Annotated in this window: 24 protein-coding genes; 13 read left to right on the forward strand and 11 right to left on the reverse strand. The window is 64.3% G+C overall.

The window, feature by feature from the left end; all coding sequences use genetic code 11:
• Positions 1-15: 15 nt before the first annotated feature.
• The 5 genes from IVB48_RS17075 to IVB48_RS17095 are packed head-to-tail and all read left to right on the forward strand — an operon-like array spanning position 16 to position 3,428.
• A complete protein-coding gene (locus tag IVB48_RS17075) occupies positions 16-1,185 on the forward strand; it encodes an ABC transporter ATP-binding protein (protein ID WP_247401085.1) in 1,170 nt (389 codons plus the stop codon).
• Positions 1,182-2,096: an ABC transporter permease gene (locus IVB48_RS17080; protein ID WP_247358283.1), complete on the forward strand. Its 915-nt coding sequence runs from the start codon at positions 1,182-1,184 to the stop codon at positions 2,094-2,096. The genes IVB48_RS17075 and IVB48_RS17080 overlap by 4 nt, the downstream gene beginning before the upstream one ends.
• A gap of 4 nt (positions 2,097-2,100) precedes the next feature.
• Entirely contained in the window at positions 2,101-2,913 is an 813-nt protein-coding gene (locus IVB48_RS17085; RefSeq protein WP_247401087.1) for an ABC transporter permease subunit, read from the forward strand.
• Positions 2,914-2,924: 11 nt separating this feature from the next.
• Positions 2,925-3,119 (forward strand): DUF6622 family protein, encoded by a 195-nt coding sequence (locus IVB48_RS17090; protein WP_247401089.1) that lies wholly within the window; start codon positions 2,925-2,927, stop codon positions 3,117-3,119.
• A gap of 48 nt (positions 3,120-3,167) precedes the next feature.
• Positions 3,168-3,428, forward strand: coding sequence for a hypothetical protein (locus IVB48_RS17095; RefSeq protein WP_247401091.1), 261 nt, complete (start codon positions 3,168-3,170; stop codon positions 3,426-3,428).
• On the opposite strand, the gene IVB48_RS17100 is transcribed toward IVB48_RS17095, so the two are convergent.
• The 4 genes from IVB48_RS17100 to IVB48_RS17115 all read right to left on the reverse strand — a co-directional run bounded on the left by IVB48_RS17100 (position 3,425) and on the right by IVB48_RS17115 (position 8,742).
• Entirely contained in the window at positions 3,425-4,276 is an 852-nt protein-coding gene (locus tag IVB48_RS17100; protein WP_027570375.1) for a carbohydrate ABC transporter permease, read from the reverse strand. The two genes, IVB48_RS17095 and IVB48_RS17100, sit on opposite strands and share 4 nt — an antisense overlap.
• Positions 4,273-5,145 carry a sugar ABC transporter permease gene (locus tag IVB48_RS17105; protein ID WP_211394722.1) on the reverse strand — a complete coding sequence of 291 codons (873 nt, stop codon included), beginning with the start codon at positions 5,143-5,145 and terminating at the stop codon, positions 4,273-4,275. Before IVB48_RS17105 ends, IVB48_RS17100 begins: the two co-directional genes overlap by 4 nt.
• Before the next feature lie 76 nt (positions 5,146-5,221).
• On the reverse strand, positions 5,222-6,607 hold the full coding sequence (locus IVB48_RS17110; RefSeq protein ID WP_027570377.1) for an ABC transporter substrate-binding protein: 1,386 nt from the start codon (positions 6,605-6,607) through the stop codon (positions 5,222-5,224).
• A 209-nt stretch (positions 6,608-6,816) separates the two neighbouring features.
• Complete coding sequence (locus tag IVB48_RS17115) at positions 6,817-8,742, reverse strand: AsmA family protein (protein WP_247288292.1); 1,926 nt, start codon at positions 8,740-8,742, stop codon at positions 6,817-6,819.
• Positions 8,743-9,031: 289 nt separating this feature from the next.
• Here IVB48_RS17115 and IVB48_RS17120 point away from each other — a divergent pair, with 289 nt between their 5' ends.
• From IVB48_RS17120 to IVB48_RS17130, 3 genes are read left to right on the forward strand one after another with little or no spacing between them, the layout of a single operon-like run.
• Positions 9,032-9,739, forward strand: coding sequence for a CoA transferase subunit A (locus tag IVB48_RS17120; protein WP_007596238.1), 708 nt, complete (start codon positions 9,032-9,034; stop codon positions 9,737-9,739).
• Positions 9,740-9,757: 18 nt separating this feature from the next.
• Positions 9,758-10,408, forward strand: coding sequence for a CoA transferase subunit B (locus tag IVB48_RS17125; RefSeq protein ID WP_027570379.1), 651 nt, complete (start codon positions 9,758-9,760; stop codon positions 10,406-10,408).
• A 22-nt stretch (positions 10,409-10,430) separates the two neighbouring features.
• Positions 10,431-11,066, forward strand: a complete 636-nt coding sequence (locus IVB48_RS17130) for a GNAT family N-acetyltransferase (protein ID WP_247401094.1) — start codon at positions 10,431-10,433, stop codon at positions 11,064-11,066.
• 47 nt (positions 11,067-11,113) lie between these two features.
• Here the strand turns inward: IVB48_RS17130 and IVB48_RS17135 are convergent, their stop codons facing one another.
• The 3 genes from IVB48_RS17135 to IVB48_RS17145 form a co-directional block, all read right to left on the reverse strand.
• A complete protein-coding gene (locus IVB48_RS17135; RefSeq protein WP_247401097.1) occupies positions 11,114-11,992 on the reverse strand; it encodes an SUMF1/EgtB/PvdO family nonheme iron enzyme in 879 nt (292 codons plus the stop codon).
• Positions 11,993-12,042: 50 nt separating this feature from the next.
• The gene (nirK, locus tag IVB48_RS17140; RefSeq protein WP_027570382.1) at positions 12,043-13,140 is read right to left on the reverse strand and encodes a copper-containing nitrite reductase; all 1,098 of its coding nucleotides are present in this window, start codon (positions 13,138-13,140) and stop codon (positions 12,043-12,045) included.
• A gap of 236 nt (positions 13,141-13,376) precedes the next feature.
• Complete coding sequence (locus IVB48_RS17145) at positions 13,377-13,583, reverse strand: hypothetical protein (protein WP_247401099.1); 207 nt, start codon at positions 13,581-13,583, stop codon at positions 13,377-13,379.
• Between the two features lie 159 nt (positions 13,584-13,742).
• Here IVB48_RS17145 and hemN point away from each other — a divergent pair, with 159 nt between their 5' ends.
• Positions 13,743-15,095 (forward strand): oxygen-independent coproporphyrinogen III oxidase, encoded by a 1,353-nt coding sequence (gene hemN, locus IVB48_RS17150; RefSeq protein ID WP_247401101.1) that lies wholly within the window; start codon positions 13,743-13,745, stop codon positions 15,093-15,095.
• Between the two features lie 101 nt (positions 15,096-15,196).
• Positions 15,197-15,394 (forward strand): DUF1858 domain-containing protein, encoded by a 198-nt coding sequence (locus IVB48_RS17155; protein ID WP_007596228.1) that lies wholly within the window; start codon positions 15,197-15,199, stop codon positions 15,392-15,394.
• Between the two features lie 82 nt (positions 15,395-15,476).
• Here IVB48_RS17155 and IVB48_RS17160 read toward each other — a convergent pair whose 3' ends face one another.
• Positions 15,477-16,187 carry a Crp/Fnr family transcriptional regulator gene (locus IVB48_RS17160; RefSeq protein ID WP_027570385.1) on the reverse strand — a complete coding sequence of 237 codons (711 nt, stop codon included), beginning with the start codon at positions 16,185-16,187 and terminating at the stop codon, positions 15,477-15,479.
• A 128-nt stretch (positions 16,188-16,315) separates the two neighbouring features.
• Between IVB48_RS17160 and IVB48_RS17165 the strand changes: the two genes are divergently transcribed.
• Positions 16,316-17,527 (forward strand): NnrS family protein, encoded by a 1,212-nt coding sequence (locus IVB48_RS17165; RefSeq protein ID WP_247401105.1) that lies wholly within the window; start codon positions 16,316-16,318, stop codon positions 17,525-17,527.
• Positions 17,528-17,529: 2 nt separating this feature from the next.
• On the opposite strand, the gene IVB48_RS17170 is transcribed toward IVB48_RS17165, so the two are convergent.
• A complete protein-coding gene (locus tag IVB48_RS17170; RefSeq protein WP_247401108.1) occupies positions 17,530-18,558 on the reverse strand; it encodes an AraC family transcriptional regulator in 1,029 nt (342 codons plus the stop codon).
• Between the two features lie 202 nt (positions 18,559-18,760).
• On the opposite strand from IVB48_RS17170, the gene IVB48_RS17175 reads away from it, so the two are divergent.
• Both IVB48_RS17175 and IVB48_RS17180 read left to right on the forward strand, forming a co-directional pair.
• The gene (locus IVB48_RS17175; protein ID WP_027570388.1) at positions 18,761-19,381 is read left to right on the forward strand and encodes a response regulator; all 621 of its coding nucleotides are present in this window, start codon (positions 18,761-18,763) and stop codon (positions 19,379-19,381) included.
• Positions 19,382-19,549: 168 nt separating this feature from the next.
• Positions 19,550-21,226, forward strand: a complete 1,677-nt coding sequence (locus IVB48_RS17180) for a mucoidy inhibitor MuiA family protein (RefSeq protein ID WP_247401110.1) — start codon at positions 19,550-19,552, stop codon at positions 21,224-21,226.
• Between the two features lie 190 nt (positions 21,227-21,416).
• Here the strand turns inward: IVB48_RS17180 and IVB48_RS17185 are convergent, their stop codons facing one another.
• A complete protein-coding gene (locus IVB48_RS17185) occupies positions 21,417-22,772 on the reverse strand; it encodes an esterase-like activity of phytase family protein (protein ID WP_247401112.1) in 1,356 nt (451 codons plus the stop codon).
• Positions 22,773-22,856: 84 nt separating this feature from the next.
• Positions 22,857-23,303, reverse strand: a complete 447-nt coding sequence (locus IVB48_RS17190) for a DUF6130 family protein (RefSeq protein WP_247401114.1) — start codon at positions 23,301-23,303, stop codon at positions 22,857-22,859.
• Positions 23,304-23,312 lie beyond the last annotated feature (9 nt).

The raw sequence follows: 23,312 nt of genomic DNA on the forward strand, positions 1-23,312 counted from the left end.
AGGTTGGCAGGGACCATGACTGACGAGTTGGCCAGAACAGACGCCGCTGCGGATCCGGTCGGAGAGACGCAGTTCGCGGCCAGCGAGCCGCTGCTGCGCATCGAGGGCGTCGCCAAGACCTTCGGGACGTTCCGGGCCGTCGACGGCGTGTCGCTCGACATCAAGACCGGCGAGTTCTTTGCGCTGCTCGGCCCCAGCGGCTGCGGCAAGACCACGCTTCTGCGCATGCTCGCCGGTTTCGAAGCGCCGGATCAAGGGCGCATCCTGCTCGGCGGCAAGGACATCGCGCAGGCGCTGCCGCATGAGCGGCCGATCAACATGATGTTCCAGAACTACGCGCTGTTTCCGCACCTGTCGGTGCGCGACAACATCGCCTTCGGCCTGAAGCGCGCCGGCATGGCGCGCGCCGACATTGCCACGCGTGTGGCGGAGATGGTCGCGCTGGTGAAGCTCGACGGGCTCGAGAAGCGCAAGCCCGACCAGCTCTCCGGGGGGCAGCGCCAACGTGTGGCGTTGGCGCGTGCACTGGCGCGGCGGCCGCAGCTCCTTCTGCTCGATGAGCCGCTCGCAGCGCTGGACAAGAAGCTGCGCGAGAGTACCCAAGGCGAGCTGATGGAGCTTCAGCGCCGGCTCGGCATGACCTTCATCATCGTCACCCACGATCAGGAAGAGGCGATGACAATGGCGAGCCGGATCGGCGTGATGAGAGACGGCAAGCTCGCGCAGGTCGCGAGTCCCCGCGAGCTCTACGAGGCGCCACGCTCGCGCTGGATCGCGGAGTTTGTCGGCGACGTCAATTTGTTCGACGCCGAGTCCAAATTGCGCGACGGTCATCGTCTGGTCATCGGCACGCGCGATGCGGGACCGCTGGTGGTGGCGGAGCCGCGCGAGCCGTTCGGCGAGGTCAGATTATCGGTTGCGATCCGCCCCGAAAAGGTCAAGCTCTCGCGCCGTGGTCCGGTGAGGGAAGCCGGTCATGAAACGGCGATCAACCAGCTGGACGGCGTGATTGCCGACATCTGCTATCTCGGCGGCACCACCACCTACAAGGTGAAGCTCGACGCCGGCGGGATGGTGCAGGCTTCGGTCGCCAACAGCGCGCGCCTCGACGTCGACGCCTACAGCCTGAACCAGCCTGTCGTCGCCTGGTTCACGCCCGACGACTGCGTGGTGCTGCCGTCATGAGCGCGCGCCGCATCTTCGCGCGACCGGCTCGCCTTGCCGCGATCGCGCCCTATGTCTGGATGGTGCTGTTCTTCCTGGTGCCGTTCGGCTTCGTGCTGAAGATCAGCCTGTCGCAGACGGCGATCGCGCAGCCGCCTTACGAGCCGGTGTTCGACCTGATGGCGGGATGGGGGGCGCTGAAGACCGCCTTTGCCGCGTTGTCGATCGACAATTTCAGGCTGCTCGTCTCCGACGACATCTACGTGTTCGCCTATGTGCGTAGCCTCATCGTCGCCGTCACCGCGACCGCGCTGTTGCTCCTGATCGGTTATCCCATCGCCTACGGCATGGCGCGGCTGCCGACGCGCTGGCAAGCCGTGGCGATGGTGCTCGTGATCGTGCCGTTCTGGACCTCGTTCCTGATCCGGATCTATGCCTGGATCAACATCCTCCAGCATGACGGCCTGCTCAACCAGATCCTGCTGGCGCTGCATCTGGTCAGTCAGCCGGTGGTGTGGCTCTCCACCGACAGCGCGATGTATATCGGTATCGTCTATTCCTACCTGCCGTTCATGATCCTGCCGCTCTACGCCACGCTGGCCAAAATGGAGCCCGCGCTGGAGGAGGCCGCCTCCGATCTCGGTGCGCCGCGCTGGCAGGTGTTCTGGCTGGTCACCTTCCCGCTGTCGCTGCCCGGCGTCGGCGCCGGCGTGCTGCTGTGCTTCATCCCCATCGTCGGCGAGTTCGTCATTCCGGATCTCCTGGCCGGCTCCAATGCGCTGATGATCGGCCAGACGCTGTGGCTCGAATTCTTCACCAACAAGGATTGGCCGGTCGCCTCCGCCGCGGCCATCGTGCTGCTGCTGGTGCTGCTGGTGCCGCTGCTGCTATATGAACGGCTGCAGAAGCGGCAGCTGGAACAGGGGCGGTGAGGCGATGCGCAAAGTCTCCCGCCTGTCCCGCTTCAACGTCGCCTCGCTCGCGCTGGGTCTGGCCTTCCTCTACCTGCCGATCCTGATCCTCGTCGTCTATTCCTTCAACGCCTCGCGGCTGGTGACGGTGTGGGGCGGCTGGTCGCTGCGCTGGTATCACGAGTTCTTCAAGGACCGCGCCATGGTCGAGGCCGCCTGGATGAGCCTGCGGGTCGCGGTCTCGTCGGCGACCATTGCGACCCTGATCGGCACGCTCGCCGCCGTGGCGCTGTCGCGGGGCGAGCGATTCCGCGGCCGCACCCTGTTCTCCGGCATGCTCTATGCGCCGCTGGTGATGCCGGAGGTGATTACCGGGTTGTCGCTGCTGCTGCTGTTCGTGGCGCTGAACGCCGAGCGCGGCTTCTGGACGGTGACGATCGCCCATACCACCCTGACGATGTGCTTCGTCGCCGTCGTCGTGCAGTCCCGCCTCGGCTCGCTCGACCGCTCATTGGAAGAGGCCGCGATGGACCTCGGCTGCGATCCGGTGCGCGCGTTCGTGGCCGTGACGCTGCCGCTGATCGCGCCCGCGATCGTCGCGGGCTGGATGCTCGCCTTCACATTGTCGCTGGACGATCTCGTGATCGCGAGCTTCACCACCGGCCCGGGCTCGGCGACGCTGCCGATCCGGATCTATTCGGAGGTGCGGCTGGGAGTGAAGCCCGAGATCAACGCGATCTGCACGCTGGTGATCGCCCTGATCGCGGTCGTCATCGTGATCGCCTCGCTCGCTTCGAAATTGTCGAGCTCGCAGGGCGAAAGCGCGGCGCCGTTGTGAGAGGGGAGGCGATGATGATTTTCGCCTATCAGGTCCTGGTGCATACGCCGGTCTGGGTCTTCGCACTGCTTGCCTATCTCATCTGGCAAGGTGTGCAGGCGATGCAGCCGCGCACGACGCCGATCTGGCGTGCGCTGATCGTGCCAGTCGTGTTCATCGTCTGGGGGATATCCCGGATCGGCTTCGGGCATCAGGACAGCGCATGACCGCTGATCGCATGGTTTCTGGCCGCACTCGCGCTGCTGCCGCTAGGCGTGCGGACGCCGCGCCCTTTCGAACTGGATCGCGCGACCGGGCAGATCATCCGGCCGGGCAGTCCAATTGGTCTGGTCCGCAACCTGATTGTCTTCGCCTCGCAGTACACAGTTGGCGTGATCACGGCGATCAATGCCGGCGATCGCGCGCTGGCCTCCATCGCCGGCCGCGCGATTTCGGGCGCGACCGCGGGCTATTTCATCGGCTCGACGATCGCGCTTCTGATCGCGTATCGCCGCAAGAGCGCGGCCGATGTTTAGGACTTCACCGCACCTGCCGTGAGCCCGCCCACCATGTAGCGCTTGAAGGCGTAATAGACCGCGGCCGGCGGCAGCGCGTAGATGAAGCCGGTGGTCATCAACAGCTCCCACGGCGAGTCGTCGGCGGCGAGGAAGTTGCCGAGCGCGACCGGCAGTGTGATGTCGGTGTCCTTGGACAAGAGCAGGAACGCGTAGAGATATTCGTTCCAGGCCAGCAGCACGGCATAGGTGCCGATCGCGACCAGCGAGGGCATCATCAGCGGCACATAGACCAAGCGGAACAGCTGCAGCGTGGTCGCGCCGTCCATCACGGCGGCCTCGTCGAGCTCGACCGGCAGCTTGTCGGACGCCTGCTTCAGCACCCAGATCGCATAAGGCGAGGCGATCGTCACCATGGCCAGGATCAGCGACCAGTGATTGTTGAGCAGGCCGTAAGTGCCCATGGTGCGGTACATCGGCACGGCGAGGAACGCCGCCGGGATGAAGTAGGTGAAGAGCGCGAGATTCATCACCCAGCGGCCGCCCGGCACCTTAAGCCGCGAGATCGAGAATGCGGCGGCGGTCGCGATGAACAAGGTCAGCGCGCCGGCGGCCAGTGCGATCACAGTCGAGTTCCAGAACTGGATCCAGAAGTCGCGCAGGAAGTAGTGCTCCTGGTAGAACACGATGTGGAAGTTGTGCAGCGTCGGATGATCCGGCCACAGCTTGCCCGAGAACGCGTCCTCCTTCGGCGAGATCGCGAAGAGGAACATGTGGTAGATCGGAATCATGGTCCAGATGAAGACCGGGATGCCGATCAGCAGGAGCTTGGCTTCGGTACCAACTTCGCGGAGGGTGGGAAGCTTCATCGCGACAACCGTTTCATCATGAAGTACATCAGCGGCAGCACGAACGGTATCGCGCAGACGATGGAGGCCATCGCAAGCGAGAGCTGGTCGAGCCGGAGATAGCGGATGCCGAGCGTCGACAGCACATGCGTGAGGTCGGCCGGCCCGCCGCCGGTGAGCAGATAGACGCTGTTGAAGTCGCCGAGCGTCCAGATCATCGAGAGCAGCGTGCAGGTGACGTAGAGCATCTGCATCGACGGCCAGGTGATGAAGCGGAATTTCTGCCACGGACTGGCGCCGTCGACTTCGGACGCCTCGTACAGATCCTGCGGGATCGCGAGCCGCCCGGTCAGCAGGATCAGCGTCCAGAACGGCAGCGACTTCCAGATATGCACGGCGATCGCCATGGTCAGCGCGACCGTCGGGTCGTTCAGCCAGTTCGGGCCGTCATCGCCGGTGAGGGAGAAGATGAAATGGTTGACCATGCCCCATTCCGGATTGAGCATGAAGCGGACCGACAGGATGGTCGGGATCGACGGCACCGCCCAAGGCAGGATGAAGATCACCGACAGCCATTTGATCCAGGGGCGCTGCTGCGCGAAGAAGCCGGACAGGAACAGCGCGATCAGCATCTTCACGTTGATGCCGATGACCAGGAAGATCAGCGTGTTGACCGCGGCGCGCGCGAAGATCGGGTCGTTGTACAGAGCGACATAGTTCGCCGGATTGCGCGCCAGCCACAGGCCGTAGCCGACGGGATAGACGACGAAGGCCAGGAAGACGAGTAGATAGGGCACAAGCAGCAAGATGCCCCAGACCTGCTGCGTGGTCAGGCGCGCCGACAGGGGAGGGGCCGGAATTGTGTCTGAGCCGGAAAGTGTGATCGCCATATCGCATACCCACCGAAAGCAACCGGTCGCGGAGAGCCGCGACCGGAATTAGCATATACCTTATTGCAGTCCGGGATCAGCCCGCGACCGCCTTGATGCGGGCGATCAGCTCGTCGACCGCCTTGTCCACCGGCACCTTCTCGCTGACGACGCGGTTCATCGCCTTGGCCCAGACGTTCTCGTTGTTCAGGATGGTGAACTTCCAGTTCTTGGTGAAGTCGAACGGGGCGGTGCCGCCCTTGAACTGCGCGTAGACCGCCTTGCGATGCCGGTCGGCCTGCCAGAACGGGCTCTCCTGGCTTTCCTTCGTCACCGGGAACCAGCGGCCGAGCGCACCCTCGATATAGGGCCGGACGTTCTCTTCCTGGAGCAGGAAGGCGATGAACTGCTTGGCCTCGGCCTTGTTCTTGGCCACGGAGAAGACCAGTCCGGTCTTGACGTCCGAGCGGTAGCGGATCGTCGAACCGTCCGGAGCCTTCGGGAAGGACGCGGTGATGATGTCCTCGCCATAGGCCTTCTTGCCGGCTTCGCGCTGCTCGGGCGTGAGCGCCTGGTTCTGGGAGTCCTCGAACCACTTCGCCGCGATCGAGATCGTGAAGTTGTGGGTCATCACGATGGTCTTGTTGTGAAACGCGACGTTGTTGTCGGGATCCTTCCAGGTCGTCGAGGACGGCGGGGTGCAGCCCTTGATGTAGGTGTCGGTGTAGTCCTTCATCGCCTTGATCAGGTTCTCGCGGACCTTGGGATCGTCGACCGTGAGCTTGCCGTCGTCGTCGACCAGCTTGACGTGATAGGCATCCATGAAGGTGTAGAACGACTGGAAGGCGTCGGTGGATTCCACGCCCATCGGCTGGCCGACGCCGTAGACGCGCTGGCCCGTCGCCTTGCGGATCCCCGGTTGCACCTTGTCGCACCAGAACGTCCAGTAGCCTTCCCAGTCGGTCGGGATGTCGGCGAGCTTGAAGCCGGCCTTCTCCAGCATGTCGTTCCAGATCTCGACATGCATGCTCTGCTGCTTCAGCGGGAAGCCGTAATAGGCCTTCTTCTTGGTGACGTCGTTATAGAGGATCGACGCATCCAGCGTGTTCTGCACGAACCGATCCTTGATCGGCTCCATGATGTCGGAGAGGTCCTCGAGCCTGCCTTCGTAGGCCCACTTGCCCTGCACCTGCACGTCGTAGGTGTCGGAATAGGCAACATCGGGCACGGTGCCTGAATCGAGTGCGGCGACCGTCTTCGGAATCATGTCCTGGATCGCGTACTGCGACAATTCGACCTTGATGCCGGTCTTGGCTTCGAACTTCTTGATCGTATCGAGCAGCGCGTCGTCTTCGGAGCGGTAGAAGCCCTTGCCCCACCAGACCGTAATCGTCTTCTGCTGCGCAAATGCGGGTGCAGCGGCTGCAAACAGCCCGGCCGCAGCGACCGCCAGTGATACTGCGCCAATAACCTTGGATTTCACGTTTTTCTCCCTCAAACGGCCGGTGTTTTTAACCGGTCGTATAAAACACTAGCGCATGGCCGTGGTACGATCTAGCGGCTTCTTGTCAGACATAGGTCGTGGGGTGTCGGGCGAGAGGAAATGCTTAATGCGCGCATCGATCCAATCGCTGCATCAATTCGCCCTGATCAATTCTGCGTCGATCGGCTGGTGCCGCTTGATCGCCGTCCTCAGTTGGACTTCGCGCCCTTGGCGTTCTCCGCTGTCGGCGCTTCGGCCGGTGCGGGACGTTTTCCGGTGCCGGTGATACGCTCGATCGCGGAGCGCACCGCGTCGCCCGGCTTGCGGTCTTTCAGCATGTCGAGCAGGGGCGCTGAGGCCGGCGAGCGGCGGATCAGGCTTTCCGGGTCGGGGAACACCAGGGGATCGTCCCAGGGGCCCTGCACGACGAAGGGCAATTCGAACCCCGACGCGCTGTTGAGGCTGGCCACGCCCTTCATGTCGTATTCGCGCGTCGGCACCGATGCGGTGCCGGTCATCGTGATCTTCGCCGCCGGTCCCTCGACGCGGATGTCCTCGGCGGTGGCCACGCCATCGGAGAACTTCACCGCGATAGTGAGATTGTCGTAAGGGGTGGAGCCGTTGCGGAAATTGCCGCCGCCGGACAGCGGCCGCCGCTCGAGCCGCTTCAGGAGCTGCTCGGCATTGAAGCCGGAGATCGCGCCGTCATGCCCGGTCACGGTGGCGCTGCCGTCGAGCGACTGCACGAGGCCGAACGGGCTCGAGCCGGACGCGAGGAGCGAGACGTTGATGTTGCCGCGCCCGGACAGCTTGTTGATACCGAACAGCTCGGAGGCGCAGGCCTGAAGGTCGACGTCGGTGAACTGGAACTGCGCCTTGATGTCGGCGACGGTGTCGGAGCGCGCGATGCCGAACGAGCCCTTGGCGATGCCGCCATAGACCTGGGCTTCGCCGACCGAGAGCGCCAGCGTGCCGTTGCGCAGATTCGCGCCGATCGCGGTGCGGCCGAGTTTCGACGCCCCGACCGTCAGCTTGGCGGCCGACAGGCGCATGTCGAGGTCGGTGGTCGAGAGGGCGTTGAGGTCGAACAGCTGCCTGTTCCAGTCGCGCGCGCCGCTCGCGAGCAGGCGGAAGGTCGAGATATAGGGCGTGAAGTCGAGCGCGTCGGCTGCAAGCGTCGCCTGCAGCGTCTGACGGCCGTTATTGGCGTAGGTCATCACGCCCTCGGCGGTGTTGCCGTCGAGCTCGACATTGACGTTGGTGAGCGCGATCGAGGCGCCGACGACATTGGCCCGCGCCTTCAGCGCGAAGCGGCCGAAGCCGCCGCTGGCGGGCTGCGGCTGGCCGGTCCAGCGCAGCGCGTTGCGCAAGGACGGGCTGTCGATGGTGAGCGTGCCCTCCATCATCGGGCTGGTGCGGTTGGCGACGCTGCCGTCGAAGGCGAGCTTGAGCGGTGCGCTCGCGATCCGCGCCTTCAACCCCGAGCGCTCGCCGGAGAGCGCGGCGACGAAATCGGAAAAGCTGATCGAGCCGTCGACCCGTTCGCCGCGCCAGTCGAACTGTCCGGTCGCGGCGAAGGAGCGCGAGATCGAGGGCCAGGCCAGCGACAGGTCGATGTCCTCGAACTTCTCGGTGCCGTGCGTGGCAGCGTCCTCGTAATCGAGCACGCCGTCCTGGATCCGGATCTCGGAGAACGACACCTGATTCTCGGCACCGGGCTTCATGGTGCGCGCGATGGTCTGGATGAACGGCGTCCAGTTGCTCTCGCCGTCCGGCTTCAGGCTGACATGGATGCGCGGCCGCAGCAGCGTCAGGTCGGCGATCTCGAACCGTTGCAGCAGCAGCGGCAGCAGCCGCAGGTTCGCGGTGAGCACGTCGACATGGAGCGCGGGATCGCTGGTACCGCCGCCCTTCAGGCCGACGTCATGGAAGGAGATGTAGCTTGCCGGCAGCACCGAAATGTCGATCGCGCCTGCGACATTGACCTCGAGTCCGGTGACGTCGCGGATCTGCGTTTCCACCGCCTTGCGCAGTGCGTCGCGATTGATGAGCCATGAGGTCGCGATCAGGGCGATCAGCGCCACGCCGAGCAGCGCCGCGATCGGCGTCCCGAGGCGCTTCATTCCTTGGGCCATGGTCAATGGCATGTCCTGATCGGGTTGGTCGCTGGAGCCAGAAGGCGGGCCGGGAAACCTGCGCGCCCCCACGCCCAAGACCTATTGTGCTAAGTGCCGCAACTTGATGGGTTTTCTTGTCGCTTTCAAGGCCACGGGACGGTTGCGCCCACGGCTTGGGCAGCTTCTATCACCCAGGGGCGGAGCGGAGAACCCCGTATCATTGACGGCTTCGGACGATTTCGCCTAATAATCGCCGCCAATAAGGCGCGACGCCTGCAAGCCGAAGGTTCACTCGAAGGTTATTTGCATGAACAAGGTCTATCCCGACGCCAAGTCGGCTCTCGAGGGCGTTCTGAAAGACGGCATGATGATCATGTCAGGCGGCTTCGGCCTCTGCGGCATCGCCGAGACGCTGTCGGACGCGATCCGCGACTCCGGCGTCAAGGACCTGACGGTGGTTTCGAACAATGCCGGCGTCGACGGCATTGGCCTCAGCCGCCTGCTCGAAACCCGCCAGATCAAGAAGATGATCTCGTCCTATGTCGGCGAGAACAAGCTGTTTGCCCAGCAATTCCTCGCCGGCGAGCTGGAACTCGAATTCAATCCGCAGGGCACGCTGGCCGAGCGCATTCGCGCGGGCGGCGCCGGCATTCCGGCCTTCTACACCAAGACCGGCGTCGGCACGCTGATCGCCGAAGGCAAGGAAGTGAAGGAATTCGACGGGCAGAAATACCTGATGGAGCGCGGCCTGTTCGCCGACCTCGCCATCGTGCACGCCTGGAAGGGCGACACCGCAGGTAACCTCATCTACCGCAAGACCGCGCGCAACTTTAACCCAATGATGGCGACCGCCGCTAAAGTCACTGTGGCCGAGGTCGAGCATTTGGTTCCGGCCGGCGAACTCGATCCCGACCACATCCACACGCCCGGTCTTTTCGTCAAGCGCATCGTCGAGGTCGGAACGGCCAAGAAGCGCATCGAATTCCGCAACACCCGCCCGCGCACCGCCGCTTAAGCGTATCAGGAGAACCACATGGCCTGGACCCGTGAACAGATGGCTGCGCGCGCCGCGAAGGAATTGCGTGACGGCTACTACGTCAACCTCGGCATCGGCATCCCGACGCTGGTCTCGAACTACATCCCGGACGGCATGGACGTCAGCCTCCAGAGCGAGAACGGCATGCTCGGCATGGGCCCGTTCCCCTATGAGGGTGAAGAGGACGCCGATCTCATCAACGCCGGCAAGCAGACCGTGAGCGAGCTGCCGTCGACCTCGTATTTCTCGAGCGCGGATTCCTTCGGTATGATCCGTGGCGGCCACATGGATCTGTCGATCCTCGGTGCGATGCAGGTGGCCCAGAACGGCGATCTCGCAAACTGGATGATCCCCGGCAAGATGGTCAAGGGCATGGGCGGCGCGATGGATCTCGTCGCCGGCGTCAAGCGCGTGGTCGTTGTGATGGAGCATTCGGCCAAGGACGGTCCAAAGCTCCTGAAGCAGTGCAATTTGCCGCTGACCGGCGAGCGCGTGGTCGACATGGTCGTGACCGATCTGGCCGTCTTCACCATCGACAAGCACGGCAACGGCGGTATGGCGCTGATCGAGCTCGCCGACGGCGTCTCGCTCGACGAGGTCAAGGCCAAGACCGAAGCCGAATTCCGCGTCGCACTGAAGAACACGTAGGGTTTTCGCGAAGGGGGCGCGCATGACGATACGGTCTGCGCGTCCCGAAGACGCCGATTTCATCGCGCAAACCATCCTGTCATCGCAACGCGGCTACCGGCCGCGCGGCTGGTTCGACGTTGCGCTCGGTTTGCCGGAGGCGCAGTGCCGCGAGTTCGTCGCGCGCATCGTGGTCGCGCGCGCGGTGTCGATGTGGCACGTCTCGGAATTTCTGGTCGCCGAGATCGATGACAAGCCTGCGGCTGCCTTGTGTGCGCTACCGGCGGACGGCACGGGACCAGCAGCTTGGCGTGCCATCGAAGAGATCGCTGCCGCGACCGGGCTCGCCCCGCCTGAGCTTGCCGCCATCCGCCAACGTGGCGGCTACACGCGCGCCTGCTGGGTTCAGGGCGGTGAGGGCGATTGGATGATCGAGTATGTCGCGACTGATCCCGCCTATCGTGGTCGCGGTCTCGCGCAGTCGCTGATCGCGCATGCGCTGGAGAAGGGGCGGGCGGCTGGATTTGCCCGGGCGACAATATCGTTCCTGATCGGCAACGAGCCCGCCGAGCGCGCTTATGCCAAGGCCGGCTTTGTCCTTGCCGAGGAGAAGCGCGATCCTGCCTTCGAGGCGATCATCGGTGCGCCGGGCTTTCGCATGTTCGCGCGGGCGATGTGAGTGAATTCCCGGCGTCGTGCTGGCGAAGGCCATGACGCTACGATCACTCACGACCTCGCCGCCCACGTCTTGCTCCACCGCGCCGATACGCTGGCGACCCAGGACGTTTCCTCTCGCACCAGGCGGAAGCCGAGATTGGCAGGCGGTACGCCTTGCGCGCAGCCGCCGGCGCGGGCGTCGCGGATGAAATCCGTGACATAGGCGCGGTGGGCACCTTCGGCGACGCGCACGCCGCAGTTCACGGTCGGTTTGCCGGTATTGCCGGCCGCGTCGGTGCGCGAGCGCACGAAGCAGGTCGAGGTCCACTCCCAGACATTGCCGGCGAGATCTTCGACGCTGTGCTCGTTTGAACCGAACTTGCCGAAGGGATAGGCGCTCGTGTCGAAGAGGTCGCGCTCGGATTCACGCTCGTAGCGACCGATCCAGCGCTTCGATGGATCTGCTGCGTCCACCGGAAGACCGTCATCTCTGAATCTGGAGCCGGCCGCAAAAGCCCATTCCGCGTCGCTCGGCAGGCGATAGCTGTGACCGGTCTTGCGCGAGAGCCAACCCGCATAGGCTTCGGCGTCGTGCCAGCTCACCTGCACCGCGGGTCGATCGGAGGCGATTGCCACGCCGCGATCAAGCGCGCGACAAGAGCCCTCCTGCACGCAAATCTGATAGTCGGATGACGAGACCTGATGCCGCATGATGTGCAGCGGCCTCTCGAAGCGCATCGCGCGCAGCGGCGCTTCCGCTTGCTGTCCGGCACGCGTGAAATCGCCGGCCTCGCGATAGGACAGGCTGCCTGGCGCGACCCTGACGATGGCGGGCTCCGTCGCGGTGCCGTGGGTCCCGATGTCCGATACCAGCGGCGCCACCGCGATCGGCCCCGCAAGCCCGGCGGCGCAGGCGAGTAGCAGCTTCAGCTTGAATGCGATCAGCATGGTCGTTCCCCATGAAAAAGGGGCCGGTCATCACCGGCCCCTCGTCGCGTCTAGTTGGTGTTGGGGGGCGGGATATCGGCAGGAGCCTTCACCTGCGTCATCAGATCGTCGTTCCATTTGCCTTCGACCTTGAAGTGCGCGGTGGCGCCGAGGTCGGCGGCCTCGATCAGATTGTGCGTGACATAGGCGTAGATGCCGGGCTGCATGAACTTGTACAGCGCAGCGCCCGCCGAGCCGCCGCGGATGAACCAGGTCTCGAGCCCCGTCTCCGGCGCGTTGGAGAACTTGCCGGTCTCCCAGACATAATCGCCATGGCCGCCGATCAGATGCGGACGGCTGTCGCGATTGGCCTGCGAATGCACGATCAGCACGTTCTCGCCGACATTGGCGGTGAGCGCATTCTTGCCGGTGAGCGCGCCGACCTTGCCGTTGAACACCACATGGGAGGGGATCAGCTTCTTCATCACCTCTTCGGTGTCGGTGAAGGCTTCGCCCGGCGATTCATAGGATTTGAAATTGCCCTTGTCGTCGCGTGGCACGTACATGTCCTGCTCGCCGACATAATAGACCTTGTCGTATTTCAGTGCGTGGCCCTTGCCGTCGTTGAGGCCGTCGCGCGGCAGCACCATCACGGCGCCGTTCATGCCGGAGACGACGTGCCAGGGGATCATCGGGCCGCCCGGTGCGCAATGGTAGACGAACACGCCGGTCTTGGTCGCCTTCCAGCGCAAGACGACCTGCTCGCCGGGATTGACCAGCGTGAGCGCACCGCCGCCGAGCGCACCGGTCGCGGAATGGAAGTCGATGTTGTGCGGCATGGAGTTGGATGCGGGATTGACCAGCGTCGTTTCGACGTAGTCGCCCTCGTGCACGACCATCATCGGGCCCGGCATCGAGCCGTTGAAAGTCATCGCCTGGAAGGTGGTTCCCTTCTCGTCGATGACGACTTTCTTCTCCTCGATCGTGAGCGTGAATTCCACGATCTTGGGGCCCTGCTTGGTCGCTTGCTCATGCGCGTGCACGAACGGCGGAGCGACTAGCTCGACCTTCTGGCGCGGCAGTTTGAGATCGTCGGCAGCCAAGGCGGGTGTCGCCAGCATCAAGGCGGTGGCGGCGGCGCTGATCAATGCGGCTCGGCGGGTGAACATCGGAAGCATCCTTCATCTGAAATGGTCTTGATGACGGAATGCAGTGTGCGCCGATCGCGGCAACCGTGTTTGTGCTGCAACAAGCTTTTGCCGTATTCGCCTCCGGTAAAATCCTTAGGAGTTTGTCGAAGATCGCATCGGCGATACCAAAGACGCGATGGCGCGCGACGTCAGCCGCATCGAGCGCAAATCGCTCGCACGTTCAGTTCCGTGTATTGCGGATGGATTGTTCTCGGTTAGAGCAACTGGATCGCAATCCTGACCGTGCCCCAGACCGCGAGCGACAGCGCGGCGAAGACGGCGGCCGTGATGACCATCACGCGTACTAGGTGGCTGGCGCCAACGGCAGGCGTGGAAGGGACCGGACGAAAATCGTCGAAGCGCGGGATATGGCCGCGAACGCCGGTGAGCCACAGAACGAGATCGAGCGCGAACGACGCCATAACCTATCTCCAGAGGGCAATAATCAAATGTCACCATGGCTCCGATCCCGTGCTGGGACTTTGAGCGAGCGCAAGGTTTCGCATCTGAAAACGGGTAATTTCGTGCCATCCGGGATGCGCCGCCCCGCTGCGCAGCATTGATTGACGAATGGGTAAGATATGAGGGCCGATCTTGCGGCGAGCTACGGCGAAGAACGACTGCCGCGCTACACGAGCTACCCGACCGCACCGCATTTCTCGCCGGCGATCGGCGAGGGCGCCTACGCCCGGTGGCTGGCGGAGCTCCCGGCGGCGGCCAGCGCGTCGCTTTATCTGCACGTGCCGTTCTGCCGCGAGATGTGCTGGTATTGCGGCTGCCATACCCAGATCGTCCGTCGAGACGGTCTCATCGCGGCCTATCTACGTACGCTGCGCAGTGAGATCGCGCAGGTGTCCGAGACGATCGGCCGGCGCATCAAGGTCGAGCACATCCATTTCGGTGGCGGCACCCCGACGATCATGGCGCCGGAGGCTTTTGCCGAGTTGATGGCGGCGATGCGCCAATCGTTCTTCGTGCTGCCGTCGGCCGAGATTGCGGTCGAGATCGATCCCCGCACGCTGACGGCCGCCATGGTCGAGGCCATGCGGTTCTCCGGCGTCAATCGCGCGAGCCTGGGCGTGCAGAGCTTCGACCCTGTCGTGCAGCGCGCGATCAACCGTGTGCAAAGTTTTGAGCAGACGGCTTCCGTCGTCGACATGCTCCAGCGCGCCGGCATCAACGGGATCAATTTCGATTTGATCTACGGACTGCCGTACCAGTCCGTTGCCTCGTGCCTGGATACGGTGCGACGTTCGCTCGAGCTTGGGCCCGACCGCTTCTCGGTGTTCGGCTACGCGCATGTGCCTGCTTTCAAGAAGCACCAGCGCATGATCAACGAGGCCGTGCTGCCCGACGGCCTTGCGCGCCACGACCAGGCCTGCGCAATCGCTAATGCGTTGAAGGAGGCCGGTTATGTGCAGATCGGGCTCGATCATTTCGCGCGGCCGGACGATTCCATGGCTGTGGCCTTCGAGCAACGCACGCTGCGGCGCAATTTTCAGGGCTACACCACCGACAAGGGCGAAGTCCTGCTCGGCTTCGGCGCGAGCGCGATCGGACATTTGCCGCAGGGCTATGTCCAGAACGAGGTCCAGATCGGCGCATATGCGCAGAGCATCGCCGCGGGTCATTTGGCCACCGCTAAAGGCTATGGGCTCACCGACGACGACCGGCTGCGCGCCGACATCATCGAACGCATCATGTGCGAGTTCAGCGCCGATCTCGGCGATATCTGCGCGCGTCATGGCGCAGAGGCCGGGGCAATGCTGAAATCGTCATCGCGTCTGAAGCCGCTGATCTCCGACGGCGTCGTGAGACTGGACGGCGACCGCATCGCAGTCGCAAAGGACTCGCGCTTTCTCGTGCGCAGCGTCGCAGCCGCGTTCGACGCGCATCTGGATCCCGCGAAGCAGTTGCACAGCCGGGCGGTGTGAGATCACCTTACCGTCATGCCGGAATGACGGGCCAGCTTGCGCTTCGACAAAGAGACTCGCGCCCGCTCCGCTATCGTGGTTTCGGAACGGAGTTGTTGTCCATGCCTTTTGGATCCGACGATCTGGTCGATGACATCATGCGCACGGCGCCGCACACGATCCGCGTGTTTCTCGCCTTCAGGATGGCTTGCGTTGGCTGTCCGATCGCAACCTTCCACACGGTCGATGACGCCTGCCGCGAGCATGGCATCGATCGCGACAAATTCCTCGCCGCGCTGTGCGACCGCGTGCCGGCGTGAACCGGAATTCGCGCGGGCCGCGTGCGGATTCCCGGGTGAGGGGCGCTTTCTCCGTAAGCGGAAGCACCCTTGACCCCTGGCTTCACGCCGCGCCGCTGTCGGGGCTCCGCTCCGCGAGCACGACGATCCCATGCGGATCGCGTAGGATGATGCGCTGACGGCCGCTCTCGACCAGTCCCTGCTGTTCCCAGCCGCTCAGGATGCGGCTCACGGTGTGCAGCGTGGTGCCGGTCATCTGCGCGATGTCCTGGCGGCTGATCGGGAAATCGATCTCGATGCCGTGGTCGAGCTTCTTGCCGGATTGTTTGGCGAGGCGCAGCAGCGCATGAGCGACACGCTGCTCGACCTGCTGGGTCGACATTTCCAGGATCCGGGTGTGGCTCTCCTGGAGCCGCGTGCCGACGGTCTGGAGCGTGTTGGCGGCAAGCGAGGGAAATCGCTCGACCAGTCGTGGCCATGCCGAGGTCGGCCAGATCAGTGCGACGCTGTCGTCAACCGCGATCGCCGTGGCCGGATAGCGCGCGGCGCCGATCGCCATCGCGAGACCGAACGTTTCGCCCGGCGCGACATAGCGCACCACGATCTGCTCGCCGGTCGGTGTGGTCTTGGCCGCGCGAACATGGCCGTGCAGCAGCAGGAAGAAGGATTGCGCGTCCGCGCCCTGCTCAAAAATGGCGCTGTTCTTGGGATAGCGCACTGAGCGGGCTTCGCGCAGGATCTCCTCGAGGTCCTCCGGTTTGACACCCCCAAACAGCGGCAAATGCGCAACCAGCGATGTGTCGACCTTGGCCATTCTGCCTCCTTGGCGCTGGAAGTGTGATGACACCTGCAATCGTCAGGGTGTTTGCGATAGCTCAAAAACGACCCGGCCGGACGGCAGTATTTTTCCAAGCGACGATTTGAATCGACTGGAGTTGACCCATGGCTGGCGTCCGATCCCGCAACTTTGAGGGCTGGCCGCTGTTTGCGAACAGCTTTCGGCCCTTTTTCCTGCTCGCCGCCATCCAGGCAGGGCTTTCGATCCTGGCATGGCTGCCGATGTTCTATGGCGAATTGTCGGTGAGCTCCGCTTTCGCGCCGCGCGACTGGCACGTCCATGAGATGCTCTACGGCTTCCTGCCGGCGGTGATCACGGGATTCCTGTTCACGGCGATCCCGAACTGGACCGGGCGGCTGCCGATCCAGGGGACGTCCCTGGGCGCGCTGCTGGCGGTCTGGATCGCCGGCCGGGTCGCGGTGACGCTGTCTGCCGATATCGGCTGGGCGTTTGCGCTTGCCGTCGATGCCGCCTTCCTGACGCTGGTCGTCGCTGCTGCAACGCGCGAGATCATCGCCGGCGGCAACTGGCGCAACCTGCCCGTCGTGGTGCTGGTGCTCGTGCTGCTCGCCGGCAATGTCGCCTTCCATCTCGAAGCGCATTACGCGGGTGCGGCCGATGTCGGCATCCGCGTCGGCATCGGCGTGGTCGTTGTGATGATCTCGCTGATCGGCGGCCGCATCATCCCGAGTTTCACCCGAAACTGGCTGGTCAAGTTCAACCCCGGCCGCCTGCCGGTGCCGTTCGGGCGTTTTGACGGTGTGGTGATCGGGTGCAGCGCAATTGCGATCATCGCGTGGATCGTCGCGCCCTTGAGTACGGTTACCGGGGCGGTGATGGCGCTGGTGGGTGTGCTGCACCTGGTGCGGCTTGCGCGCTGGGCCGGTGATCGCACCTTCGGCGAGCGGTTGCTCCTGATTCTCCATGTCGGCTATGTCTTCGTGCCGCTTGGCTTCCTCCTGCATGCTTTTGCCGTCTTCGGCGCGTTGCCGCCGAGCGCGGGCATCCACGCCTGGATGGCGGGAGCGGCCGGAACCATGACGCTCGCGGTGATGACCCGTGCGAGTCTCGGCCATACCGGACAGGCGCTGACGGCGTCGCCGGCGACACAAGCCATCTATGCCGCGATCATCGTCGCGGCGCTGGCGCGGGTCGCGGCGGTGGTTTGGCCGGCGCACAGCGATGCGTTGCTGCACCTTGCCGCGTGCGGCTGGATCGTTGCGTTCCTCGGCTTTGCCATCGCGTTCGGTCCGCTGCTCGCCGGCAGCCGTCGCCGCGCCCTCGCCATCATGGGCGTGCCCGTCCCGGCACGCTGAATTCAAGCCGCGGTCGCCGCGGTCAGGGATTCCAGCGGCCGGACGCCTTTGCGCCATGCGGTGATTGTGCAGCCGAAATGGCCGCGGAACCAGCGGGCCATGGCGCTCTGTGCGGAGAAGCCGAGCTGCACGGCGATGTCGGCCAGCGGTCGGCCGGGGTCGTCGATCAGCTGGACCGCGAGATCGGCGCGCCGCGCGTCGAGGATGGCCGAGAAGCTGGTGCCGGCTTCGGCGAGATGGCGGTGGATGGTGCGGCGGGTGCAGGCGAGGTGCTCGGCCACGCGCTCGACCGTGCAGTCGCCGCCGGCGAGCAGGAGACGCACGACCTCGTCGACCTTCTCCTCCCAGCTTGCCGGCCGCGTCTCGATCGCCTCGATCCGCTTGCGCAGATAGCTCGCGATCAGCGGATGCGCGCTCGGGATCCGGCGCTCCATGTCGTGTGCCGACAACAGGATCGAATCGTCCTCCGCATTGAAGGTCACACGGCAGCCGTAGAACTCGCGGTAGCGCTTGCGGTCGAGCGGCGGTGGGTAGTGCAGGTGAACTTCCTGCGGCCGCCAATCGCTGCCGAACAGCGACTGGATGATGCGGTGGACGCTGCCGAGCGCCATGTCGATCGACTGGCGCGGCGCGGTCGGCTGTCGGCCGCGCAGGTGCAGCGTGACGGTGACGGTCTGCTTGTCGCGGGTGACATCCAGCTTCATGCCGTCGTGATGGATCGGGATGAAGCGCGAGAAGGCTTCGATGGCTTCACCAACGGTCGCCTGTTCGCGCACGATCAGGCCGACTGCGCCGAAATTGGTCAGCCCGCCGCGCTCGGCAAGCCGCAAGCCGAAATCTTCGGCTCCGGACGCCTCTGCCGACATTTCGAGCAGGCGGCGCAGGCCGGTGACGGCAATGGGCGTATCGGGCTTGTCGAGGCAGGCTAGCGGCAGCCTGACCTTGCGCATCATTTGTTTGGGGTCGAGCCCGACCGACCGGGCGACCTCCGGGTAATAGCTCAAGCCTGCGCTACGAATGAGGTCGGTCATGCGACCCGTTCCTGTCAGCCATCCCGCAGATGTCCCGAAATGTAAAGTTTATGTCCCGATCCGTCAAATCCGGGAACCGGGTGGAACATACATAAGTGAAACCGAAGCACGGGCGTGAATGCCGTGCATATGACGGCGCGGCGCGACGAGGCCCCGCTGCTGTCTCGGACCATTTGACCAAAGACATTGCTGGATCGGAATTATGCCGGGGAACATGCTTTCCAAGGGTGAGGTATTCGTCATCGACACCGATGCCGCCTCCCGCGAACAATTGTCCACCGCGCTCCAACAGAGCGCATACAACGTGATCTGCTTCGCCGACGGCGCGTCTCTGCTCTCGGAGGCCAAGGCGCGGATGCCGGCCTGCGTGCTGCTGGAGATGCCGCCCGATCGCTCCGGTCTCGACGTGCTCAAGCGCCTGCGCGAGGAAAACTGCATGGCGCCGGTGCTGGTGACCGCGACAAACGGCAGCATCGCCATGGCGGTGGATGCCATCAGGAGCGGTGCGGCCGACTTCATCGAGAAGCCGTTCCGCACCCGCGACATCGTCGACCGGATCGATGCCGCCATCGACGAGTTCGCACAGCCCGGCTCCAGCCGGCAGCGCTGGCTGCCCGGCTGCGAACCCCTGACCGCGCGAGAGGGCGACGTGCTCGAGCATCTCGCCGCCGGCCTGACCAACAAGGAGATCGCCCGGCGCATGCATCTGAGCGCACGCACGGTCGAGGGCTATCGCGCCGGCATTCTGAGGAAGGCGGGCGCCAAGAACGTCACCGATCTGCTTCGCCGCATCTTCGGGCAGGGTTCGTCCGCTCAGGATTAAGGGCTCCGTCGCGGGCTGACGACACGTTCCGGGCCTTGCTGCCGCCGCGGCGGCGCCCCACGGAAACCCTAATCGAACCAGTTCCTTCCCTGCCGCGTCCAACCATGTTGGCGAGGCATTGGATCGCGCGTCCGGCTGGCGGCGGCGATGACTTGGAGGAGGGACTTGATGCGCATCACCGCAAGATGTTTGGCGACGACGAGCCTGGTTCTGGTGACCACGGCATTCGCGTCGTCGTCATGGGCCGCCGAATTGGGCGCCACGTCGGCCATCGATACCGTCACCGTTTACCCCGATGGCGCGACCGTAACCCGCGTCATCGCGGTGGACCTGCCGTCTGGCGATTCGACGCTCGTTGCCAAGGACTTCCCGCTTGGTCTCGACACCTCCTCGATCCGGGTGGAGGGTGAGGGGGGAGCGAAGCTCACCATCGGCACGATCGATGCGCGAACGCCACGTGCGGCGGCGGTCAATCTGCCGGAGCTGGACAAGCGCATCGAGGCGCTGACCGACCAACGAGCCGACCTGCAAGGCGCGATCGACTCGGCCAATGCGCGGCGCAAATTCGCGGAGCATTTTGCGGAAGCCTCTCCCGCGGGCATCGGCGACAAGGGCGAGGCGCGGCCGATTGCCGAATGGCGCGCGGCCTTTGCCACCGTCGGCGAGGAAATTGCCAGCGCCGATACCGCCGTTCGCGACGCCACGCGCAAGATGCGCGAGATCGATCGGCAGATCGCCCAGCTCGAAGTCGAGCGCAAGGCCAAGCCGCCGAGCAAGCTCGAAGTCCGCATGGATATCGTCGCGCCGGCAGCAACCAAGGCGACGTTGAGGGTCACCTACAATGTGCGCAATGCGCGCTGGCTGCCGCTCTACGACGCCCGCCTCGACACCGGCGCGAAGGATCGCAAACCGCAGCTCGAATTGGTTCGGCGCGCCGAGGTCACGCAATCAACCGGCGAGGACTGGTCCAACGTCACGCTCGGCGTCTCCACGGTCCGCATCGGCCGCGGCGGCAGCGCGCCGGAGCTGAATTCGCTGGTCGCGCAATATCCGCAGGTGCCGAGGCCGCGGGCGCTGGGCTCAGTTTCGGATTCGGCAATGCCTGCAGCGGCGCCAATGCAGCAGCGAAAGATGGAAACTTCTGCGGCCAAGGCCGCCGACGATATCCGCGAACGCGCCGAAGAACAGCAGGCGGTCGCCGAGATCGGCGACTTCCAGGCCACCTACAAAATCCCCGGCCGCATCAGCCTCGGCGCCGCCGAGGGCGCCAAGAGCCTGCGCATCGCCTCGATGACCGTGGCCGCCGATCTCATGGTGCGCGCGGCACCGGTGATGGACCCCACCGCCTTCCTCGAAGCCAGCTTCAAGCAGACCGACGACACGAGTCTGCTGCCGGGCAAGGTCGCAATCTATCGCGACGGGACTTTCGTCGGCCGCGGCAAGCTCTCGGCTTCGGCCAAGGACGATATCGTGCGGCTCGGCTTCGGCGCCGACGACAAGGTCAGGATCGAGCGCGCGGTGCTCAAGCGCAACGAAGGTTCGGCAGGCCTCCTGGTCACGACGTCGAAAACCGACGAGCGATCGTTCAAGACGACGATCCGCAACGGTCACGACTTCCCGATCAAGGTCGCGATCGAGGATCAGTTGCCGGTCAGCGAGAACGAGGACATCCTCGTCGAGATGTTGCCTGCGACCACGCCGCCGACCGCAAGCAACATTCGCGACCGGCGCGGTGTGCTGGAATGGTCGTTCGACGCCAAGCCCGGCGAGGTCAAGGACATCAACTTCGCCTGGCGCGTTCGCTGGCCGAAGGACAAGAGCATGGTGATCGTGCCGGCGGGCTGATGGGCGGCGCCGAAGTGCGATGCTGTCTTAGCTCGCGCTCGCTCACTCCCTGTCATGCCCCGCCTAGTGCGCAGTTGCGCACGGGGGCAGGGCATCCGGTACGCCGCGGCGTCACGATCTAATCGCTGGCGCCGCGGATTACTGGATCGCCCGGTCGAGCCGGGCGATGACCGTGTTGAAAGAGCATAGCTCACTTCGCCTTCAGGAAATCCGCGACATCGAGCAGCATGAACTCGTCGTCGTCGGCCTTGTTGGGATCGCGGCTGGACGAGAACGGCAGATTGTTGTCGTTGCCGACGATGATGTGGGTTTCGTCGACACGATCGACGTTCTCGATGGTGAAGAACGGGAAGGTGTAGACGCCGTCATTGAGCGGCTTCTTCGCCTTCTTGTCGGGATCCCTGATCTTCAGGAGGTCGATGTAGCCGATCTTGCGCACGGGCTTGCCGACATTGGCCTCGGTGAGCTCGATCTTGTAGACGCGCTTGAACTTCGCCACGTCGGGGAAGCAGTTCTCGCCGCGGCTGCCTTGCGGGCAGGCCTTGTCGGGCGTGCCTTCGCCGTTGTCGCGCTCGATGATCAGGCCGCTCGTCGGGTCGATCATGTTGAAGTCGCCGATGGCATTGCCGTTCTGCTCGAACACATACTGCCAGTAGCGGCCGGTGAACTTTTCCGCGGCGACGTCGAATTCGAGGATGCGCGAGGCTTCCTTGCCGTCGACTTTCTCCCAGTCCTTCTTCTCGGCATCCCAGAGCGGCCCCTCGAGCAGGCCGTAGAGAAACTTGCCGTCTTTCGAGGAAGCGAAGCCCTCATAACCCTTGGAGCGTCGGAGGTTGACGTTGCTGTAGGTCGCACCCGGCGCGCCCGGGGTCGCCACCGCCCAATGATCCGGCGAGCGCACCGGCTTGCCGTCGGCGACCGTCTCGAATACGGCTAGAATCTTGCCGGTCTTGTCGGCCTTCAGGATGTAAGGGCCGAACTCGTCGCCGATCCAAAAGGTGTCGCCGATAATCTGGAAACCTTCGGTGTCGAAGTCGGAGCCGGTGAGGTAACGCTTCTCGGTGTCTTCATGCACGATGCGGAACGGCACGCGTCTGTCGGGATCGTGCAGGAACACGGTCTCCAGCCGCTCGATCTTGCCGCCGGCCCAATCCATTTTGTAACGATTGAGGTACAGCATGGAATCCGGCGAATTGGCGCGCGCGCCCATGCCGTTGTCGGTGATGACCCAGAAGGTGCCGTCGGCCGTCGATTTGATGCCGGAATGGCCCTGCAGCGGCTGGCCCTTGAACGGCAGCGACACGCCGGTGGCCCGCTCATAGGACCTGCCCATCACCGTGCCGAGCGCGTCCACCCGCTTGCCGGTGGTGTATTTGCCGGATGTCTTGAGATCGGCCGGGGCATCAGCCGGCGCATCGATGAACGTGGCGGCCGGCATCACCAAATGGCCGGCGAGCTTGGCAGGGAATTCGCCTTCGCTCTGCGCGAGCGCGGAGCTCGCGGTGAGAATGATCGTTGCGACGGTGCCAAGAAAAGTCGCGCGCATGTGCGTCTCCTGTTAACGGAGGACGTCTTATGCGGGCCGCGCATTGCAGTTTTGTAAAACCGGGCCGACGGCTGCGGCCGACGGTTATTTTTTTAGGGGTGTTGGAATTTCGAAACTGACGGTCTTGCTGTCGATCACGTGATGCGTGGGATCGGCCAGCTCCAGCAGGACCTTGTGGGAGCCGGGCTTCAGTCCGACCACGATCACGGTCTCGCCGCTGGCATCGACAAAATGCCACGGCGCATCGTCGACCGTGATATGGACGTGGCCGATGCGCGGCGATACGTCGAGCGCGCCCTTGCCAAACACCGGCACGACGCGGAGATTCTCCGTGGTGTACTGGATGAAGACGAGACCCTGCGCCAACTGTTCGGCGAGCGGCGGATCGACGATCAGCCGCGCAGGCGCCTCGTTTTCGATTGCGACCAGCGGCGATTGGCCGCGCACATCTCTGGCGGTTTGGGCGACGGCGGCTGCTGCGAACAAGGTGGAGGCCGCCAGAACGGCCACGCAGTCGAGAGCGGCATACATGTCCGTTTC

The organism is Bradyrhizobium sp. 76 (assembly GCF_023073025.1).
Classification (GTDB): Bacteria; Pseudomonadota; Alphaproteobacteria; order Rhizobiales; family Xanthobacteraceae; genus Bradyrhizobium.

Excerpts from the sequence above, each read along its gene's own strand:
- IVB48_RS17080 (WP_247358283.1), top strand. The coding sequence starts at position 1,182 with ATGAGCGCGCGCCGCATCTTCGCGCGACCGGCTCGCCTTGCCGCGATC.
- IVB48_RS17190 (WP_247401114.1), bottom strand. The coding sequence starts at position 23,303 with ATGTATGCCGCTCTCGACTGCGTGGCCGTTCTGGCGGCCTCCACCTTG.
- IVB48_RS17105 (WP_211394722.1), bottom strand. The coding sequence starts at position 5,145 with ATGGCGATCACACTTTCCGGCTCAGACACAATTCCGGCCCCTCCCCTG.
- IVB48_RS17125 (WP_027570379.1), top strand. The coding sequence starts at position 9,758 with ATGGCCTGGACCCGTGAACAGATGGCTGCGCGCGCCGCGAAGGAATTG.
- IVB48_RS17180 (WP_247401110.1), top strand. The coding sequence starts at position 19,550 with ATGCGCATCACCGCAAGATGTTTGGCGACGACGAGCCTGGTTCTGGTG.
- IVB48_RS17155 (WP_007596228.1), top strand. The coding sequence starts at position 15,197 with ATGCCTTTTGGATCCGACGATCTGGTCGATGACATCATGCGCACGGCG.
- IVB48_RS17135 (WP_247401097.1), bottom strand. The coding sequence starts at position 11,992 with ATGCTGATCGCATTCAAGCTGAAGCTGCTACTCGCCTGCGCCGCCGGG.
- IVB48_RS17120 (WP_007596238.1), top strand. The coding sequence starts at position 9,032 with ATGAACAAGGTCTATCCCGACGCCAAGTCGGCTCTCGAGGGCGTTCTG.
- IVB48_RS17115 (WP_247288292.1), bottom strand. The coding sequence starts at position 8,742 with ATGGCCCAAGGAATGAAGCGCCTCGGGACGCCGATCGCGGCGCTGCTC.
- IVB48_RS17170 (WP_247401108.1), bottom strand. The coding sequence starts at position 18,558 with ATGACCGACCTCATTCGTAGCGCAGGCTTGAGCTATTACCCGGAGGTC.
- IVB48_RS17175 (WP_027570388.1), top strand. The coding sequence starts at position 18,761 with ATGCCGGGGAACATGCTTTCCAAGGGTGAGGTATTCGTCATCGACACC.
- IVB48_RS17160 (WP_027570385.1), bottom strand. The coding sequence starts at position 16,187 with ATGGCCAAGGTCGACACATCGCTGGTTGCGCATTTGCCGCTGTTTGGG.
- hemN (WP_247401101.1), top strand. The coding sequence starts at position 13,743 with ATGAGGGCCGATCTTGCGGCGAGCTACGGCGAAGAACGACTGCCGCGC.
- IVB48_RS17185 (WP_247401112.1), bottom strand. The coding sequence starts at position 22,772 with ATGCGCGCGACTTTTCTTGGCACCGTCGCAACGATCATTCTCACCGCG.
- IVB48_RS17145 (WP_247401099.1), bottom strand. The coding sequence starts at position 13,583 with ATGGCGTCGTTCGCGCTCGATCTCGTTCTGTGGCTCACCGGCGTTCGC.
- IVB48_RS17075 (WP_247401085.1), top strand. The coding sequence starts at position 16 with ATGACTGACGAGTTGGCCAGAACAGACGCCGCTGCGGATCCGGTCGGA.
- IVB48_RS17085 (WP_247401087.1), top strand. The coding sequence starts at position 2,101 with ATGCGCAAAGTCTCCCGCCTGTCCCGCTTCAACGTCGCCTCGCTCGCG.
- IVB48_RS17090 (WP_247401089.1), top strand. The coding sequence starts at position 2,925 with ATGATGATTTTCGCCTATCAGGTCCTGGTGCATACGCCGGTCTGGGTC.
- IVB48_RS17130 (WP_247401094.1), top strand. The coding sequence starts at position 10,431 with ATGACGATACGGTCTGCGCGTCCCGAAGACGCCGATTTCATCGCGCAA.
- IVB48_RS17100 (WP_027570375.1), bottom strand. The coding sequence starts at position 4,276 with ATGAAGCTTCCCACCCTCCGCGAAGTTGGTACCGAAGCCAAGCTCCTG.
- IVB48_RS17165 (WP_247401105.1), top strand. The coding sequence starts at position 16,316 with ATGGCTGGCGTCCGATCCCGCAACTTTGAGGGCTGGCCGCTGTTTGCG.
- nirK (WP_027570382.1), bottom strand. The coding sequence starts at position 13,140 with ATGTTCACCCGCCGAGCCGCATTGATCAGCGCCGCCGCCACCGCCTTG.